Source organism: Pyxidicoccus sp. MSG2, from assembly GCF_026626705.1.
Classification (GTDB): Bacteria; Myxococcota; Myxococcia; order Myxococcales; family Myxococcaceae; genus Myxococcus.
In genome coordinates this window covers 9,916,092-9,932,299 of record NZ_JAPNKC010000001.1, presented here as the reverse complement: position 1 = coordinate 9,932,299, position 16,208 = coordinate 9,916,092, and the positions used below count along the sequence as shown (strand labels likewise).

At 70.7% G+C, this 16,208-nt stretch carries 12 protein-coding genes and 1 pseudogene; 7 read left to right on the top strand and 6 right to left on the bottom strand.

Annotated features, from left to right (window positions below):
* Nucleotides 1-18 precede the first annotated feature (18 nt).
* From OV427_RS38680 to OV427_RS38670, 3 genes are all read left to right on the top strand, one after another.
* Nucleotides 19-1,137, top strand: coding sequence for an aldo/keto reductase (locus tag OV427_RS38680; RefSeq protein WP_267861248.1), 1,119 nt, complete (start codon nt 19-21; stop codon nt 1,135-1,137).
* A gap of 62 nt (nt 1,138-1,199) precedes the next feature.
* Nucleotides 1,200-3,191 (top strand): S8 family serine peptidase, encoded by a 1,992-nt coding sequence (locus tag OV427_RS38675; protein ID WP_267861247.1) that lies wholly within the window; start codon nt 1,200-1,202, stop codon nt 3,189-3,191.
* A gap of 616 nt (nt 3,192-3,807) precedes the next feature.
* A complete protein-coding gene (locus tag OV427_RS38670; RefSeq protein WP_267861246.1) occupies nt 3,808-3,996 on the top strand; it encodes a hypothetical protein in 189 nt (62 codons plus the stop codon).
* 32 nt (nt 3,997-4,028) lie between these two features.
* Here OV427_RS38670 and OV427_RS50900 read toward each other — a convergent pair.
* Both OV427_RS50900 and OV427_RS38665 read right to left on the bottom strand, forming a co-directional pair.
* A pseudogene (locus tag OV427_RS50900) lies at nt 4,029-4,100 on the bottom strand (hypothetical protein); the annotation flags it as partial.
* 650 nt (nt 4,101-4,750) lie between these two features.
* Nucleotides 4,751-5,524 carry a hypothetical protein gene (locus OV427_RS38665; protein WP_267861245.1) on the bottom strand — a complete coding sequence of 258 codons (774 nt, stop codon included), beginning with the start codon at nt 5,522-5,524 and terminating at the stop codon, nt 4,751-4,753.
* Between the two features lie 393 nt (nt 5,525-5,917).
* Between OV427_RS38665 and OV427_RS38660 the strand changes: the two genes are divergently transcribed.
* Nucleotides 5,918-7,861, top strand: coding sequence for a nucleoside-diphosphate sugar epimerase/dehydratase (locus tag OV427_RS38660; protein WP_267861244.1), 1,944 nt, complete (start codon nt 5,918-5,920; stop codon nt 7,859-7,861).
* Here OV427_RS38660 and OV427_RS38655 read toward each other — a convergent pair.
* A complete protein-coding gene (locus OV427_RS38655; RefSeq protein WP_267861243.1) occupies nt 7,840-8,790 on the bottom strand; it encodes a GNAT family N-acetyltransferase in 951 nt (316 codons plus the stop codon). The genes OV427_RS38660 and OV427_RS38655 overlap by 22 nt on opposite strands.
* Before the next feature lie 206 nt (nt 8,791-8,996).
* On the opposite strand from OV427_RS38655, the gene OV427_RS38650 reads away from it, so the two are divergent.
* The 3 genes from OV427_RS38650 to OV427_RS38640 all read left to right on the top strand — a co-directional run bounded on the left by OV427_RS38650 (nt 8,997) and on the right by OV427_RS38640 (nt 12,909).
* Nucleotides 8,997-10,292 carry a hypothetical protein gene (locus OV427_RS38650; protein WP_267861242.1) on the top strand — a complete coding sequence of 432 codons (1,296 nt, stop codon included), beginning with the start codon at nt 8,997-8,999 and terminating at the stop codon, nt 10,290-10,292.
* 149 nt (nt 10,293-10,441) lie between these two features.
* Nucleotides 10,442-11,656 (top strand): glycosyltransferase, encoded by a 1,215-nt coding sequence (locus tag OV427_RS38645; protein WP_267861241.1) that lies wholly within the window; start codon nt 10,442-10,444, stop codon nt 11,654-11,656.
* Nucleotides 11,657-11,775: 119 nt separating this feature from the next.
* Complete coding sequence (locus OV427_RS38640) at nt 11,776-12,909, top strand: aminotransferase class I/II-fold pyridoxal phosphate-dependent enzyme (RefSeq protein ID WP_267861240.1); 1,134 nt, start codon at nt 11,776-11,778, stop codon at nt 12,907-12,909.
* On the opposite strand, the gene OV427_RS38635 is transcribed toward OV427_RS38640, so the two are convergent.
* From OV427_RS38635 to OV427_RS38625, 3 genes are all read right to left on the bottom strand, one after another.
* Complete coding sequence (locus OV427_RS38635) at nt 12,897-13,541, bottom strand: sugar transferase (RefSeq protein WP_267861239.1); 645 nt, start codon at nt 13,539-13,541, stop codon at nt 12,897-12,899. The two genes, OV427_RS38640 and OV427_RS38635, sit on opposite strands and share 13 nt — an antisense overlap.
* A gap of 127 nt (nt 13,542-13,668) precedes the next feature.
* Entirely contained in the window at nt 13,669-14,994 is a 1,326-nt protein-coding gene (locus OV427_RS38630) for a lipopolysaccharide biosynthesis protein (protein WP_267861238.1), read from the bottom strand.
* A complete protein-coding gene (locus OV427_RS38625; RefSeq protein WP_267861237.1) occupies nt 14,991-16,208 on the bottom strand; it encodes a glycosyltransferase family 4 protein in 1,218 nt (405 codons plus the stop codon). Before OV427_RS38625 ends, OV427_RS38630 begins: the two co-directional genes overlap by 4 nt.

The following is a 16,208-nucleotide window of genomic DNA, read 5'->3' as shown; positions in this document are numbered from 1 at the left end:
CGGATGGAGAGAGCCGACATGACGACGCGTCTGATTGATTCCCTGGCGAAGTACCACCTGCTCGGCCAGACGGGCCTTCGGGTCAGCCCGCTGGCCCTGGGCACCATGACCTTCGGCACCGACTGGGGCTGGGGGAATACCGAGGAGGACTCGCACCGACTCCTGGCGCGCTACCTGGAGGCGGGCGGCAACTTCATCGACACGGCGGATGCGTACACCTCCGGCTCCAGCGAGCGCATCATCGGCGACTTCTTCGCGAAGCACGGCGGCAGGCAGCGGGCCGTCCTCACCACCAAGTTCTCGGCGAACCTCTCCCCCGGCGACCCGAACGCCGGAGGCAACAGCCGCAAGCACATCTTGAGTGCGCTCGAAGGCTCGCTGCGGCGCCTCAAGACGGACTACGTGGACGTGTACTGGCTGCACGTCTGGGACGGCCTGACGCCCGTGGAAGAGGTGATGCAGACGCTCACCGGCCTCGTGCGCGAGGGCAAGGTGCGCTACCTCGGCTTCTCCGACGTGCCCGCGTGGTACTTCGCCCGCGCGCAGACGCTGGCGGAGCGCAACGGCTGGGAGAAGGTGGCCGCGCTGCAGCTGGAGTACTCGCTCGCGGAGCGCACCATCGAGCGCGAGCACCTCCCCGCCGCGCTCGCGATGGGGGCCGCCATCACCCCGTGGAGCCCGCTGGCCGGTGGGCTCCTCACGGGCAGGTACACGCGCGAGGGAACGGAGCCGAAGGGAGAAGGGCGCGCCCATGCCCTGCTGGCCAGTGGCAACCCGGTGGCGGACAAGTTCCTCCAGGAGCGCCCGTGGCGCATCGTCCGGGAGTTGGTGGCCGTGGCGAAGGAGGTGGAGCGCACGCCCGCCCAGGTGGCGCTCAACTGGGTGGCGACGCGCCCGGGCGTGGTCTCCACCCTCATCGGCGCGAGCCGGCTGGAGCAACTGGAGGACAACCTGCGCGCGCTCGACTTCACGCTGCCGCCCGCGCTCTCCGCCAGGCTGGAGGCCGCGAGCCGCCCCGAGCCCGCCACGCCGTACGTGTTCTTCGAGAACCCCTTCTTCACCCAGGGAATGCTCGCGGGTGGCACCTCGGTGCGCGCGGAGCCTGACGGCTTCCGGGGCCCGCTCCAGGGCGCCTGAGTGTCCAGCGGACTTTCTTCATTCCTCCCGACCGTCCGAAACCACTCGGGGGTCGTGGAGGCATGAGGAAACACCATCTGACGTTCCTGTGGGCCACGCTGTCTGGACTGGCGCTGATGGGCTGCGCCGAACCCGTGAAGTCCTCCGGCGCGCGCCGCGTCCCCGGCCGATACATCGTCATGTTGAAGCCGGGCCCGGCAAACGCGCGCGTCCAGGCGGCGGGCATGCGGCAGCAGTCGCTGGACGTGGCCCGCAAGCATGAAGCGCGAGTGAGCCGCACCTACGAGCACGTGCTGCATGGCTTCGTGGCCGACCTCTCCGAGGAGCGCGTGGCCGCCCTGCGCGCGGACCCCGCCGTGGCGCTCGTCGAGCAGGACGCGTACGTCCACCTGTCGTCGGTCCAGGTGAAGGCACCCTGGGGACTGGACCGCATCGACCAGGAGGACCTGCCACTGGATGGCGCCTACCGCTCCCCGCTGACGGGGGCGGGAGTCCATGCGTACGTCATCGACACCGGCATCCGCCGCACGCACACCGAGTTCCACGGACGGCTCGGTGACGGGTTCGACGCGGCGGAGCCGGGCGGTACGGCGGAGGACTGCGATGGCCACGGCACCCACGTGGCGGGAACGCTGGGTGGCAGCACCTGGGGCGTGGCCCGGGGCGTGACGCTGCACCCCGTGCGCGTCCTGGACTGCGATGGCGAGGGCACCGTGTCGAGCGTCATCGCGGGCCTGGACTGGGTGGCCGCCCACCACGTCGCGCCCGCGGTGGCCAACCTGAGCCTGGGCTTCGAGCCCTCGGAGGCGATGGACCAGGCCGTCCACGACCTCATCGCCTCGGGCGTCACCACCGTGGTGGCGGCGGGCAACGACAGTCTCGACGCCTGCAACGAGTCTCCCGCCCGCACCGCCGAGGCCCTCACCGTGGGCGCCACCCGGGACACGGATGAGCGGGCGGGCTTCTCCAACCACGGGCGCTGCGTGGACCTCTTCGCGCCGGGGCAGGACATCACCTCGGCGTGGAACTCCAGTGACACCGCCACCGAGGTTCTCGAAGGAACGTCCATGGCCTCGCCCCACGTGGCCGGCGCGGCGGCGCTCTACCTGGAGACGCATCCCTCCGCGACGCCGGAGCAGGTGGCCGCGGCACTCACCGGCTCGGCCACGCCGGGCCGCCTGTCCTTCACCGGACGGGGCTCCCCCAACCTGCTGCTGCACACGGGCGCTCCACCGGCCTCCGGTGACACGCGGCCGCCCTGGGTGCGGCTCGTCGTCGCGGGCGACAGGGAGAAGCTGCGGGACACCGTGCGCGTGTTCGCCGCCGCGTTCGACGACGTCGCCATCCACCGCGTGGACTTCTGGGTCAACGGCGAGCTGCGCGGCAGCGACTCGTTGGCACCCTACGAGTTCACCTGGGACACCCGTGGGGAGCTGAACGGGCCGGCCGTGCTGGAGGCCCGTGCGTACGACACCGCGTACAACCTCCGCCGGAGTCCCGCGGTCTCCGCCGTCGTGAGGAACCCTGGCATCGCCGACCCGGACCCGGTGCTCCTGGCCCCGAGGTGCGAAACCGTGGGCGCGTCCTGCGACACAGGGGTGCTGGTGCGGGGCTCCGGACTCGTGGGCCCCGAGCTCCACGCGCCCAACACGCTCGCTTCGAGCTGCCCGGACGGTGACTACGGCACCTACCTGGTGACCGAGTCCCTGGAGGGGCTACGCATCGCCACCACGGATGGACGGCCACTCGCACCAGGACGGCGGGTGACTGTCACCGCCAGCGTCTGGGCCCTCCTGCCCGGCCTGGACGCGCTGGACCTCTTCCACGCGCCGGATGCGCACCACCCCGTCTGGACGCACCTCGGGAGGCTGCGGGTGACGGAGCCCGAAGCGCAGGAGCTCTCTGCCACCTTCACCCTCCCCGCCGGTGACGTGCAGGCCATCCGGGGAGTCTTCGGCTATCTCCAGGGCGTGGAGAGCTGCTCGCCGGGCGGGTACATCGACCACGACGACCTGGTCTTCGCTGTCGACAGGAGGCACGCCGCCCCTCGATGAGCGCCCCGACCGCCATCCCGGTGGCGTCAGCATGCGCTCATCCACGTGCAGGGAAGAGGAACTCCACATCCGTCCAGGCCCGTACGGGCTCCAACAGCCGAGGCGCGTTCCGCCGCCCGACCGCAGGGTCGCGTCGGCGGCAGCCAGCTCGCTTGCGAACGGTGAGGAGGTTGCTGGCGCTTCCCACGGCTTGGGGACGCCAGCTGGCGTGCCGATCGGGAGCGCCGGGAGCTCGGGCCGCGAAGCAGCAGGAAGAGGACTCAGCGTGTCTCCGGGAGGACCAGGGTCCTCGGACGGCGACGGAGGCACGGGCTGGACGGCGCCAGGAGGAAGGCCACCCCTGGCGGAGCCGCCGGAGTCGTCCGCCTTCGCCAGCGCGCGCCAGAGGGCCTCCGCCGATTCGAGGACGTCCTCCCGGTACACCTCCTTGTTCCTCTCCGTCAGCACGCGCACCCACTCCGCCAGCGTGCCCCACACCAGCGCTTCGCCCACCCTGGCGCAGCCAGGCACCAGCGCCCCCTCCTGCTCTCCCTTCTGGAGCACCTCGCGCACCATGGCCCGCGCCGCACTGCCAGGCGCCGGATGTCCTTCGACTTCCGGGTGCCGGTGCAGGAAGGTGAAGGCGAAGGGGCCGGGCAGCCCCAGCGCCCAGTGCGTCAGCGCATTCCAGAAGGTGAAGAAGGCCTCGCGGAAGCTGACGCCGTCCGCCCCGTGCTTGCAGAAGAAGGCCCAGTCCACCTCCCGGCAGAAGGTGTCCTCGTGGAAGCTCCGCACCGTCTGGGCGAAGTGCTGCTTGCTGCCGTAGCGCCGGTACAGACTGCCCACCGACATCCCCACGGACCGGGCCAGTTCCTCGGCCTTCACGTGCTCGTAGCCATGCCGGCCCAGCACCTCCGCCGAGCTCTGCATCATCCCCGAGAGGTAATGCTCCGCGAACCCCATCCCCTACCCCCTCCTGCCCCCCTTCCGGGGCGGCCGTCCCGTGGAAGGAATGTTCCTTCCACCATTCCCTTCTACCGGAGGGGGCTGACATGGAGGATTGGGAGGGGGCATCCCTCTTCGCAGGTAGGCCGTCGCGGCCGGGGGCCGGCTCGCGCTGTTCCTCGATGTGGCTGGAGGCACGGATACCTGCGTCCGAGCGCAGTGCCTCGCGCTTCGTCACGCGCACGGGACTGGACCGTTCGTTCCGCCATCCCATGAGCAGGTGCACGCTCACCGCCCAGAGGTCCTTCGGGCCCGGGATGTCGATGCGGGCCCAGACGAAGTCGCGGGTGCCCTTCAGCGGATCATCCCACTCACCGGACTCGACGGTGGGCCAGCGGCTGATGATGCCATTGGCAATCAGCGCGTTGTCCTCACGGGCGAAGTGGTAGCCCGGGCCCACCTGGTCCACCAACCGCCGGATGTCGTCCTCTCCATTGCGCCCGTAGTTGAACTCCTGGACGAGCACGACGTCGGGCTTCACGCCCTACATCAGCCGGATCATCAGAAAGGCAGACAGTGCGCGGAGCGAGCCCCGGAACCCGGCGCTCAGCTCCGCGCGTCCGCCCGGCCTCCGCTCACGTCTGGCCCGTCAACCGGTAGTACGTGTGGCTCCGTGAGTGGCGGATGAGCGCCTTCGCGAGGGGATTCAGGCTCCACTTGATGGGCACCTGCTCGACGACGAAGCCCATGTCGTCCTTGAACTGGTTGAGCCGCGGCGCCTCGCGGGCGTGGAGTCCATTGACGAGCATCCGGACGCCTCCGCGTCTCCGGCAGGCCTGCGCGAACTCGAAGACCAGGCCCGTCGAGAGGTTGGTCGGCAGCGCCCAGGTCGCGTAGTAGGCGCAAACGCCATACGCGATGCCATCCACCACGTAGCCATCGACGTAGCCGCCCAGCCTGCCGTCCACCAGGCCCGCCAGCACGCACCAGTGGTCCCCCATGAAGTACTTCTTCACGTCCGCGACGAACCGCTGCCGGGAGGGCACCTTCTTGTGCCCGGTCCGCGAGAGCGCATCGACGACCACGTCATACCCCTGCTGCAGGAGCAGCGACGGCCCGGTGAGCTGGACGATTCGCACCAGCCGCTGACACTTGCGCAGCTTGTTCCTCCGGTTCGCGGACAGGCTGTCCATGTCATAGGCGTCCAGGTCCGCGGTGCGGACGATGGGCACCGTGCCGTTCGCCGCGCCCGCCGTCTCCGGCGTCAGGGCTGCCCGGTAGCCCCAGCACCATGGTGTAGGGCGCGTCACCTCCTCCGGCCTCATCCCCTTCAGCAGCGCGATGGGCTGGAAGAAACCGGGAGCGCCCACCTGCTCCCAGTAATGCCCCCCGTGCTGGATGACCCGCACTCCCTCTTCTCGCCGGCGTTCCGCGAACTCGCGCTCCGTGAGCATTTGAAAGCGAGCCGCCGACACATCCCTCACCTGAACCTCCGCAGTAGCCATGCAGAGCCCCCCCCACAAGTCAGATACACCCCGCCCCCAGGCGTCCGCCAACGTCCCCGGTGCCAGGGGATTGTCGACTGCATCGCGGCGCCCGCCGTTCCGGACAGAGGCTCCGGGGGCAGGCAAGCGATGGCGTGACTCCAGGGCCACGCGCTTCAGGGTGGCTTGGAACCCACACTCCGGGGCTCCACTCTCAAAGCGCGAGAATCGTTGTTCATGCGGCGAGACGCCGCCGAACCAACGACGCTGGGAGGAACCGTTCAGCGCCAGCGTCGAGGCCGAAGGGGGAGCGTACGGATGGCGCGATACATGGATGCGGGCACACTCTCCACGATGAGGCGTCCTGACACACGGTGGGCCGCCAGCCACGTCTCCTCTCCTCGGCTGCGCTCGTTGCTCGTGCTCTCCCTGGACGCGGTGATGATCACGGGCGCGCTCTGCGCCGCGCTGCTGCTGCGCTTCGGGTGGATGCAACCCGAACGGTGGCAGGTCGCCCTCGTGCATGTGTTGCCCCTGCTGCTCGCGGTGCGCCTGGGCACGCTCGTCTGGTTCGGCATGCACCGCTGGTCCTACCGGCGGGCGGGCCTCAGCGAGGCCGGCCGCCTCATCGCGGCCAACCTGGTCGCCTCCCTCGCCTTCGAGGCGCTCCGCTTCCTCTTCCTCCAGGACCGGGTGCCCCGCGGGGTGGTGGCCACCGAGTTCCTCTTCACCACGGCGCTGCTGGGCGCCCACCGCTTCGCCCCACGGCTGGTACGCCAGTGGCACCTGGACCGGCGACGCGCGCGGGCCTGTGACGCGCAGCGGGCCCTCATCGTCGGCGCGGGCAGCGCGGGCGACCTGCTCCAGCGGGATTTGCTGCGCACGCCCCAGAGCCCCTGGCACGTCGTCGGCTTCGTGGACGACGACCGGGCGAAGCACGGCACCCACCTCAACGGCAAGCCGGTGCTCGGTCCCATCGGCGCGCTGCCGGAGCTGGTGCGCAAGCACCGGGTGGCGCAGGTGCTCATCGCCATCCCCCGCCTGCCGCCCGAGCGCATCGGGCGCATCCTGGAGCAGTGCCGGGACCAGGGCGTCCGCTTCAAGTTCATCCCCGCGTCCTTCGTCTATCTCGACAAGCGCATCACCTCCGCGATGCTGCATGACCTCAGCCCGGAGCACCTGCTGCCCCGCGAGGCCATCACCTTCGACCGGGAGGAGACGCGCCGGCTCGTCACCGGCCGCCGCATCCTCGTCACCGGCGGGGCGGGCTCCATCGGCAGCGAAATCGCGCGGCAGGTCGCCGAGCTCGAGCCCGCATCGCTCATCCTCGTGGACATCAACGAGAACGAGCTCTACCTGCTCGTGCGCCAGCTCCAGGAGCGCCATCCCAAGCTCGACGTCAGCGCCCTCATCGGAGACATCCGGGATCTGGACCGGATGATGCGCGTCGGCCGGGAGCATGCGCCGCAGTACGTGTTCCACGCGGCGGCGCACAAGCACGTGCCGCTGATGGAGGACGCGCCCGAGGAGGCCATCAAGAACAACGTCTTCGGCACCCTCAACGTCGCGCTGATGGCGGAGGCCTGCGGCGTGGAGCGCTTCGTGCTCATCTCCACCGACAAGGCGGTCCACCCCACCTCCGTCATGGGAGCCTCCAAGCGCCTGGCGGAGATGGTCATCCGGGACGTCGCGGCCCGCTCGCGCACCGCCTTCACCGCGGTCCGCTTCGGCAACGTGCTCGGCTCCGCGGGCAGCGTGGTGCCCATCTTCAAGCAGCAGATCCAGCGCGGCGGCCCCGTCACGGTGACGCACCCGGACTGCACCCGCTACTTCATGACCATCCCCGAGGCCGTGGGGCTCGTGATGCTGTCCGGCCTGGGGGGCTACGGCGAGCTGTGCATCCTCGACATGGGCGACCCGGTGCGCATCTCCGAGCTGGCGGAGAACACCATCACCCTGGCGGGCCTCGTGCCGGGCCGGGACATCCCCATCGTCTATACGGGGCTGCGGCCGGGCGAGAAGCTGGAGGAGACGCTCCTCAGTGAAGAGGAGGAGCGCACCCAGCAGGTGCGCAACCACATCAAGGTGGCGCGCAGCCCCGCGCCGCCGCCGGACTTCCAGACGCGGCTCACGCAGTTGGAGCGCGCGGCTCGCAACGGCAACGTGGCCGCGGTGATACGGGTGATGCGCAGCCTCATCCCCACGTACACGCCCGCGCGGCCCACGGACGACGCGGACGCTCAGCCCCGGGACGCGCGGTAGGCGGGGAAGAACCCCCCGTCACCGTCACCCGCCGACAGCCGGGCGTACACCTCCGGCTTGCAGATGATTTCGTGGGTGTAGAGCCGGGAGCTCATGTTGGAGATGCCGCGCTTGAACTCCTCGAGGCCGTCGCCCGGCTGCATGCCTCCTCCCAGGTGGAGGGGCAGGCTGAGCTCCGCGCACAGCTCGGACATGGCGACGAAGAGGTTCTTGGACGGCGAGCGTGCGAGGTACGTGTCCGCCGTTCCCCCCAGGTAGTAGTGGAGCACGCCGTCGCTGTGGACGCAGAGCGCGGCGGAGGCCACACGGCCGTCCGGCGCGCGCGTCGCCGTGAACCAGGCGGCCGGGGAGGAGAACAGCTCGTCGAAGTAGGCGTCCGAGAAGAAGTACTGGGAGGTCGCTCCGTCGCGGACCATGGTCTGCCGGTAGACCTCCTTGAAGCCCTCCTGCTCCTCGGGTGAAGACTCACAGGCCGGCCGGTAGGAGTTCGCGAAGCCCAGGCGGACGTTCCGCTTCACGTGCCGGCGGTGCATCTCCCGGAACTCGAGGGGCTGGCGGGGGTCGATGAGGAACACCTCGTTGCGCGCCGTCCCCCCGGCGAAGCAGCGGGGGCCCACCACGCGGTCCCTCACGAAGATGCTGACGAGCTCCGTGGTGTCCCAGTCCACGGCTTCCTTCGGCACCTCGCTCAGTCCGTCCACCCGCCCGCCTGGATACCCATACGGGGAGACCGCGTCCTGGTGGGCAGTCCCCTCGATGGGCCGCACGATGAGCGGAAGCCGCAGCGAACCACCCGCGCCTCCGTCGATGACGAGCGTGTGCGTCACGCCCTCGGCGCGCAGGTGGTGCGGCGAGCGGAAGTAGTCCGCGGACCATGCCGCCTCGCCTCCGTCGGAGACCAGCTGGGCCCGCAACCGCGTCTTCGTCATCGGCTCGCACCACCTCCGAGCGGGCGGCCCATGCCTCGCGGCACGAGCCTTCGTCGGAATTTGGTTTGTCTGCACACGTTCCACTCGCCAACGAACGCACTCCGGCGTTCCCATTGCAGAGTAGCCATCCACGCGAGCGATGGCCTACTCCCCCAAGGACACAATTGATGTTGAACTTCTGTCGTCGAAGCACCCGTGGCCTTGCCATGACCTCGCTCCTGTCCCTCGCCCTCATCGCGGGCCTCGCCTGCGACCCCAACGCGGAGATGGCCGACCCTGACTCCGGCATGGTCGTGACCCCCGACGGTGAACAGGTCGCCGTCACCCCCGATGTGACTGCTGGCGCGAGCGAAGGAACCGAAGCGGCCCCCGAGCTGGTGGCCGCACTGCCGACCCCTGCGCCTGCCTCCTCCGAGGCGCCGGCGACCGAGGCGCCTGCTTCCTCCGAGGAGTCGCTCACCGCGACGGCCGCCGCTACCGCCCCTCTGCGCACCGTGGCGGCCTGGGAGCAGCTGTTCGTCAGCCGCTGGAGCGCCGAGCACACCGGGACCTATCTGCCCATGAGCAACTCGCTGGACAGCTGGCAGTTCTACAACCTGGCCTATGGCATCGACGCGAACACCGCGATGTACCGGGCCACGGGCAAGACGCAGTACCTGGACCGCGCGCTGCTCTACACCAACAACGTGGTCGCCCACGCCAAGGTGTCGTCGTCGCTGCCCAAGAGCCAGTTCAAGGACGCGTACCTGGGCTGGGCCTCGGCGCGCTCGGACACCCTGGGGCAGGAAGTGCCCCTGTTCGAGAGCTATTGCTGGCGCTACGTGACGCGCATGCTGCGCGTCATCCGTGAGACGCCCGCGCTGTACGGCAATGCCACCTACAAGGCGCAGTACGACAAGCTGCTCGCCTTCACGGAGAAGAACATCTTCGACAAGTGGTACAAGCGCGGCGCGAACTCCTACGTCTACCGCAACCGCACGCACATGGCCTCGCACTGGGCCTTCATGGCCATGGACCTGTCGCGCATGACGGCGGACGCCACGCGCAAGGCCACGTACCTGACGGTCTTCAACAACATCAACCGCGACCTGCCCAACTCCACCTCGTCCCTGCGCGGGCAGCTGCGCACGGGCTTCGTCTCCACTCCGGCCTACTACTGGAGTGACGTGTGGGCCGCCACCGCGCGCCCCGGCCAGGACGTGGCGCACGCCAACGGCATGCTGGCGTACATCGTCGAGGCGCGGGACGCCGGCATGGAGTGGACGGCCGATGACATCACCAAGTTCATCGGGACGCTCAACACCGTCATCTGGCCCTCGGCCACGAAGTACGCCGAATTTGTCGACGGCTCCGGCGCCGGCACCGGCTGGTTCAACGACGGCCTGATGAAGCTCGGCCGCTACGACGCCAACCTGCAGCGCCGGCTGGAGGCGCACGGCGTCGGGAAGAACATCGACTTCTACGCCCAGGGCGCGCTCAACGCGAAGATGCTGGGGCAGTAGACCCCGCCGAAGTCCCTGGCGGTGTCGGGTTGCATGAATCGCCGGGTGGCGCGTCCTCGCGCCGCCCGGCGATTCGCTTTTATGCGTCAGGGCCCCTGCACCGCGGGGAGGTTGTGTGTCCCCGGCGGGCGCTGTGGACTCCGGGCGCCATGGCACCGAATCGCCTGCTCATCTTCAGCCCGGCGGCGTTCCAGCTCTACGGACACCAGCAGTCCTATCTCACCGGGCTGGGAGAGGCGCTCGCGCGGCTCGGTGTGGAGGTGCACGTCTTCGGGATGAAGGGCCTGGGAAGCTACCCCACGCCCATCGTCTCGCATGCCGTCGGCAGGAACACCGTGGTCGAGTCCCGCGCGGCGTGCCGTGAGCGCCTGGGGCCCTGGGGGGATGTCGTCTGGGGGGCCAGCCGCCTGGAGCGCCAGGTGCGGCTCTTCGGGGAGTTGCAGCGCGTGCACCACCACCTGGGCGGGCCGCCGCTGCTGTTCGAGGCCTTCGAGTACGTCTCCCTGGCGGCGCACCTCGCGCGAGCGCCCCGCGCGCACCGGCAGGTGTGCATCTTCCACGACACCAACTTCAACCTGAGGCACGCGTCGCCCGCCGCCGCCGCCTACAAGCTCCTCGCGCGCCCGTTCGCCCGGCACATCCTGCGCAGCATGGACCGGGCCTTCGTCCACGCGCCCGGGATGCGGGAGAACCTGTTGGAGAACGTCGACCCCGGGCAGGGCTACCGCCACAAGGTCGAGGTGCTTCCGTATGGCGCCCCCCACCCCGAGAAGGTGCCGCGCCTGGACCGGGCGGCGGCCCGCGCGGGGCTGGGCGTCGACACGCGGCGCAAGGTGATGCTCGCCTTCGGCACCCTGCGGGCCGACAAGTGCTACCGGCTCGTCTTCGAGGCCCTGGCGCGCAGCCCCGAGTGGGAGCTGCTCGTCGCGGGCCCGGAAGGTGACGTCTCGTTCCGGCAGCTCCAGGCGCTGCGTGAGCAGACCGGCGTCGGTCAGCGCGTGCGGATGTTCCCGGGCTTCATCCCCCTGGGCGAGCACCGCCGGTACTTCGGGGCCGCGGACGCGGTGCTCAACCTCTACGACGAGCACATCCGCCACGAGAGCGGCACGGCGCAGCTCGCCCGCTCCTTCCTCCGTCCCGTCATCGCCGGAGGGCCGCCGGACCTGCACGACTACGTGCGCGCGACGGGCGCGGGCTGGTCCGTGATGCCCTTGAACACGGGAAAGCTCACCGAGGTGATGTACGAGGCCGCCCGCCTCGACGAGGCCGGGCGTGCCGCCATGGAGCAGCGCATCCACGCCGCGGCGGTGGCGCGCTCGTGGGATGCGGTGGCCGCCAGGGTGCTCGCCGCCCTGGGCGCGTGAGCTGTGCCCTGGAAGCGGACAGATGCCCCGCCTCCGAGTCCCAGGGCGCGGGACGCCCGCGGTGAGCAGGCTCCCGGACACGCCGGCGGCCACCCCGGCGCCACCCAGGAGCCCTGCCCATGCCCCAGCGCATCCACCTGTCCTCGCCGCACCTGGGAGGGCTCGAGCGGGGCTACGTCGACGAGGCCTTCGCGAGTAACTGGATTGCCCCCCTGGGCCCGCACGTCGATGCCTTCCAGGAGGAGTTCGCCCGCTGCGTCGGGGCGAAGCATGCGCTCGCGCTGAGCTCCGGCACGGCCGCGCTCCACCTCGCCCTGCAACTGGTGGGCGTGGGCACGGGGGATGACGTGCTGGTGAGCACCCTCACCTTCTCCGCCTCGGTGAATCCCATCTGCTACCTGGGCGCGTCCCCCGTCTTCATCGACAGCGAGCGCGCCTCCTGGAACATGGACCCCGCCCTGCTGGAGGAGGAGCTGGAGGCGCGCGCCCGGTCCGGACGGCTGCCTCGCGCGGTGGTGGTGGTCCACCTCTACGGGCAGAGCGCCGACCTGGACTCCATCCTCGCGGCCTGCGAGCGCCATGGCGTGCCGGTCATCGAGGACGCGGCCGAGGCCCTGGGGAGCACGTACAAGGGGCGCGCTCCGGGCACGCTGGGCCGGGCCGGCATCTACTCCTTCAACGGAAACAAGATCATCACCACCTCGGGCGGGGGGATGCTGGTGTCATCCGACGAGGGGCTCATCCGCCACGCGCTCAAGCTGGCCACCCAGGCGCGCGACCCGGCGCCGCACTATCAACACTCCGAGGTGGGCTACAACTACCGCCTCAGCAACGTGCTGGCGGCCATCGGCCGCGCGCAGCTCCGGGTGCTGGAGGAGCGCGTCGCCGCGCGGCGCGGGAATCATGCGTACTACGTGCGCGCGCTCGCCGACGTGCCGGGCATCACCTTCATGCCCGAGGTGCCCTGGGGGCGCCACACGCGCTGGCTGACGACGCTGACCGTCGACCCGGAGCGCTTCGGCGCGGACCGGGAGGCGGTGCGGCTCGCCCTGGAGCGGGAGGACATCGAGGCGCGGCCCGTGTGGAAGCCCATGCACCTGCAGCCGGTGTTCTCCGCCTATGCGCGGCGGGGCGGCCAGGTGGCGGAGGAGCTGTTCCAGCACGGGCTCTGCCTGCCCTCCGGCTCCAACCTCACCCCGGACGACCTGGCCCGGGTGGTGGACGTGGTGAGGGCCGTGCATCAGGGCCGCTGAGCCGCGGCCTCCACGCCGTTCCCGAGGAACGGGTACATCGTCGCCTGCCCCTCGGAGGCGATGCCCTGGCGCTGCACGACGCGCAGGAAGGTCAGCCCGAGAATCCTCGCGTCCAGCGCCAGGCTCCAGTGGTCCACGTACCAGACGTCGTGCTGGAAGCGCTGCTTCCAGTCCAGCGCGTTGCGTCCGTTCACCTGCGCCCAGCCGGTGATGCCCGGCAGCACGTCATGGCGCCGCGCCTGCTCGGTGGAGTAGCGCGACAGGTACTCGAGGAGGAGCGGGCGCGGCCCCACCAGGCTCATGTCGCCGCGCAGCACGTTCCAGAGCTGAGGAAGCTCGTCCAGGCTCACCGAGCGCAGGAAGCGCCCGGTGCGAGTGAGGCGCTGCGCGTCCGGCAGTGGACGGCCGTTCTCGTCCCGCGCGTCGAGCATGGTGCGGAACTTCACGAGCTGGAACGTCCTGCCCCCGCGTCCCGGGCGCTGCTGGCGGAAGAGCACCGGGCCTCCCATGGAGACGCGGACGGCCAGCGCCGTCACGGCCATCACCGGGGCGAGGCACAAGAGCCCCGCGGCCGCGGCCACCCGGTCGATGCACTGTTTGAAAAGGAGCGCCTTCCCTGCCTGTCGTTGCATGCGTCCGCCCTCCGTTGCCAGTGTTCCACCGAACGACAACGTGGGCGCCACCACGCGCCCCCACCACCCGCCCGCGGGCCGTGCCTCGCCGTCGCGGCCCCGGCGCCGGGGCGCCCCGCCGGGGGGCTCAGGCGACCTGGTCCGCGCCGGGCGCCACCTGCGCCCGGGAGCCGCCGGGCACCGCGCTCGCCTCCTTGCGGCCCAGGCGCCGCCACGCGCGCAGGGCGAGCCACCCGCTACAGCCCAGCTCGGTGAGCCAGCCCAGAGACAGGGCCCAGGCCGCCCCCACCGGGCCCACCCTGGGCACCCAGTACAGGCTCCCCAACCCCACCACCGCGACGGAGAAGACGAGCATCACCATCTGCACCTTTAGCTCCCGCGCCGCCGTGAGCGCGGACTGGAGGCTCGTGCCGACGTACTCCAGTGCTGCGGCCACCATCAGCCAGACGAACAGACCGTTGTTGCGCGCATACGGCGCCCCATAGAAGAGCGTCAGCACCTGGCGGCCCAGCAACGCCGCACCGACGATGGCGCAGACGCCCACCAGCGCCGACCCACCCGAGAAGGCCAGGAGCGCGCGGCCAAAGCGGCGCTGGTCCCCCTCCGCGTGGTAGCGCCCCAGCCGGGGGTTCAGCACCTGCCCGAGCGCCTGCACCACCCGGCCGCCCAGCGCCGAGAAGTACGCGAGCGCGGCGTACACGCCCAGCTCGGCCTGGCCGGCGTGCGCCTCCAGCAGGTAGCGCGGGACGTTGGGGCGCAGCGAGCCCAGCAGCGAGGCGATGCCGAGCGCATAGGCGAGCCCCAGCAGGCTCTTCAGGCGCACGCCCTGCTCGCGCCAGGGCGCCCGCCACAGCTGGCGCCAGGGGCTCGCGGCGCCGAACTCCCGACGGTACGTGGGCACGTCGAGGAGGAAGAGCACCAGCGCCCAGGAAAGCCCCAGTGCGGCCGCCGCGACCGCCGCGCTGTTCGTGGCCCAGAGCGCGAACGCCACCAGCACCATGGAGAGCACGCTCTTGGCGATGGTGGAGCGGGCGATGATGACCAGCCGCTCGTTGCGCTGCAGCGCCCCGTAGAACACGTCGCTGAGGGCCTCGAAGCCCTTGGCCACCGCCAGCAGCGGGATGACGAGGCAGGCCTCCGCGGAGTACCCCGCCGCCAGGGCGATGCCGCAGCACAGCAGCACGCCGCCGAGCACGTTGAGCACCATCAGCCCCAGGTAGTGCTCGAAGCCGTACGCGTCCCGCGCGTCGGTCGCCTGGAGCGTGCGCAGCTGCATGCGCGCCAGGAGCATCACCGGGGCGGTGATGGCGAGCCCGAGCGCGAACTCGCCGACCTGCTCCACCGTGCCGAGTCGAGCGAGGAGGACCAGGACACCCCACTGGGCCAACGCGTAGATGAGCCCGGCCGCGAGCGTCCACGTGAAGTTCCTCCCCGTCGACCGGCGCCGGGTCATGCCTTGCCTACCGTGCGCCGGAGCACCTCGTCGAGCCGGAGGGCCGCCGCGTCCGCCGAGAAGCGCTCCCGGCCCAGCCTCCCCGCCTTCCGCCCCGCGTCCGCGAGCCACCGGGCGTCACGCACCCGGTTGGCCAGCAGCGCCCCCGCGGCGGGCAGGTCCTTGGGCGGCAGGTACACGCCGAACCCCTCCTGCTCGAGCAACTGCGCCTGCCAGCCTCCGTAGTTGAGCGCGAGCGGCCGGCTGGCGGCGAGCGCGTCGAACACCTTGTTGGCGGAGTTGTCCTCCATGCCCGGCACGTCGGTGAAGAGGGACGTGGCGATGGTGGCCGCGGAGAGGATGGCGGGGACCTCTGCCTTCGCCACCGGCGGGAGGAAGAAGAGGTTGCGGTCCTTCACCCCGAGCTTGTCCGCGAGCGCGTACAGCGTGGGCTCCTCGCTGCCCCGCCCTACGACGACGAAGCGAATCTCCGGGTCCTTCTTCAGCACCTCCGCGGCAAGCCGGACGAGGAAGTCCACGCCATTCACCCGGCCGAGCGTGCCCGCGTAGACGACCATGGGCCTGTCACCGAGCCAGCGGTACTTGCGCCGGAACGCCGCGCCCTCCGAGGCGGGCACCTGGAAGCGCTCCGGGTCGCAGAGGTTGGGGATGACGGTGATCTTCTCCGGGTGCACGCCCGCCGCCTCCACGCCGGCCTTCATGCCCGGCGAGAGCGCGACGATGTGCGCCGCGCCCGCGTAGGCGGCCTTCTCGAGCACCTGCGCGGCGAGGATGGCCGGGCGGCTCTTGAGGGCGCCGACGGCGATGGGGAGTGCGGGCCAGAGGTCCCTCACCTCGAAGACCATGGGCCGCTTGTTCCAGCGCGAGGCGACGATGCCGGGCACCGCGATGGTCAGCGGCGTGCTGGTGGCGAAGACCACGTCGCCGCCGAGCTGCGCGGCCCGCTGCGCCGAGCCGACGGCGAAGCTGCCGAAGGCGCGCATCCGGTCCGGGTAGCTCATCTTCTGTGAGTAGGGCACCGGCAGCCAGTGCACGTTGATGCCGCTCACGTCCGTCTCGCGCCAGCCCTTTGCTTCGTTGGTGGGCCCGGTGTCGGAGGTCACCATGTGGACCTCGTGGCCCATGCGGACCAGGCGGCGCGCGAGCTCGTAGGACCGCGTCCCGCCCTGCATCTCCGGCGTCGTGAAGTATTGATGGAGGTAGATGATCTTCAT

Bases quoted from the DNA above. Each gene is read 5' to 3' on its own strand.
- OV427_RS38680 (WP_267861248.1), top strand. From the start codon at position 19: ATGACGACGCGTCTGATTGATTCCCTGGCGAAGTACCACCTGCTCGGC.
- OV427_RS38675 (WP_267861247.1), top strand. From the start codon at position 1,200: ATGAGGAAACACCATCTGACGTTCCTGTGGGCCACGCTGTCTGGACTG.
- OV427_RS38660 (WP_267861244.1), top strand. From the start codon at position 5,918: ATGGCGCGATACATGGATGCGGGCACACTCTCCACGATGAGGCGTCCT.
- OV427_RS38655 (WP_267861243.1), bottom strand. From the start codon at position 8,790: ATGACGAAGACGCGGTTGCGGGCCCAGCTGGTCTCCGACGGAGGCGAG.
- OV427_RS38650 (WP_267861242.1), top strand. From the start codon at position 8,997: ATGACCTCGCTCCTGTCCCTCGCCCTCATCGCGGGCCTCGCCTGCGAC.
- OV427_RS38645 (WP_267861241.1), top strand. From the start codon at position 10,442: ATGGCACCGAATCGCCTGCTCATCTTCAGCCCGGCGGCGTTCCAGCTC.
- OV427_RS38640 (WP_267861240.1), top strand. From the start codon at position 11,776: ATGCCCCAGCGCATCCACCTGTCCTCGCCGCACCTGGGAGGGCTCGAG.
- OV427_RS38635 (WP_267861239.1), bottom strand. From the start codon at position 13,541: ATGCAACGACAGGCAGGGAAGGCGCTCCTTTTCAAACAGTGCATCGAC.
- OV427_RS38630 (WP_267861238.1), bottom strand. From the start codon at position 14,994: ATGACCCGGCGCCGGTCGACGGGGAGGAACTTCACGTGGACGCTCGCG.
- OV427_RS38625 (WP_267861237.1), bottom strand. From the start codon at position 16,208: ATGAAGATCATCTACCTCCATCAATACTTCACGACGCCGGAGATGCAG.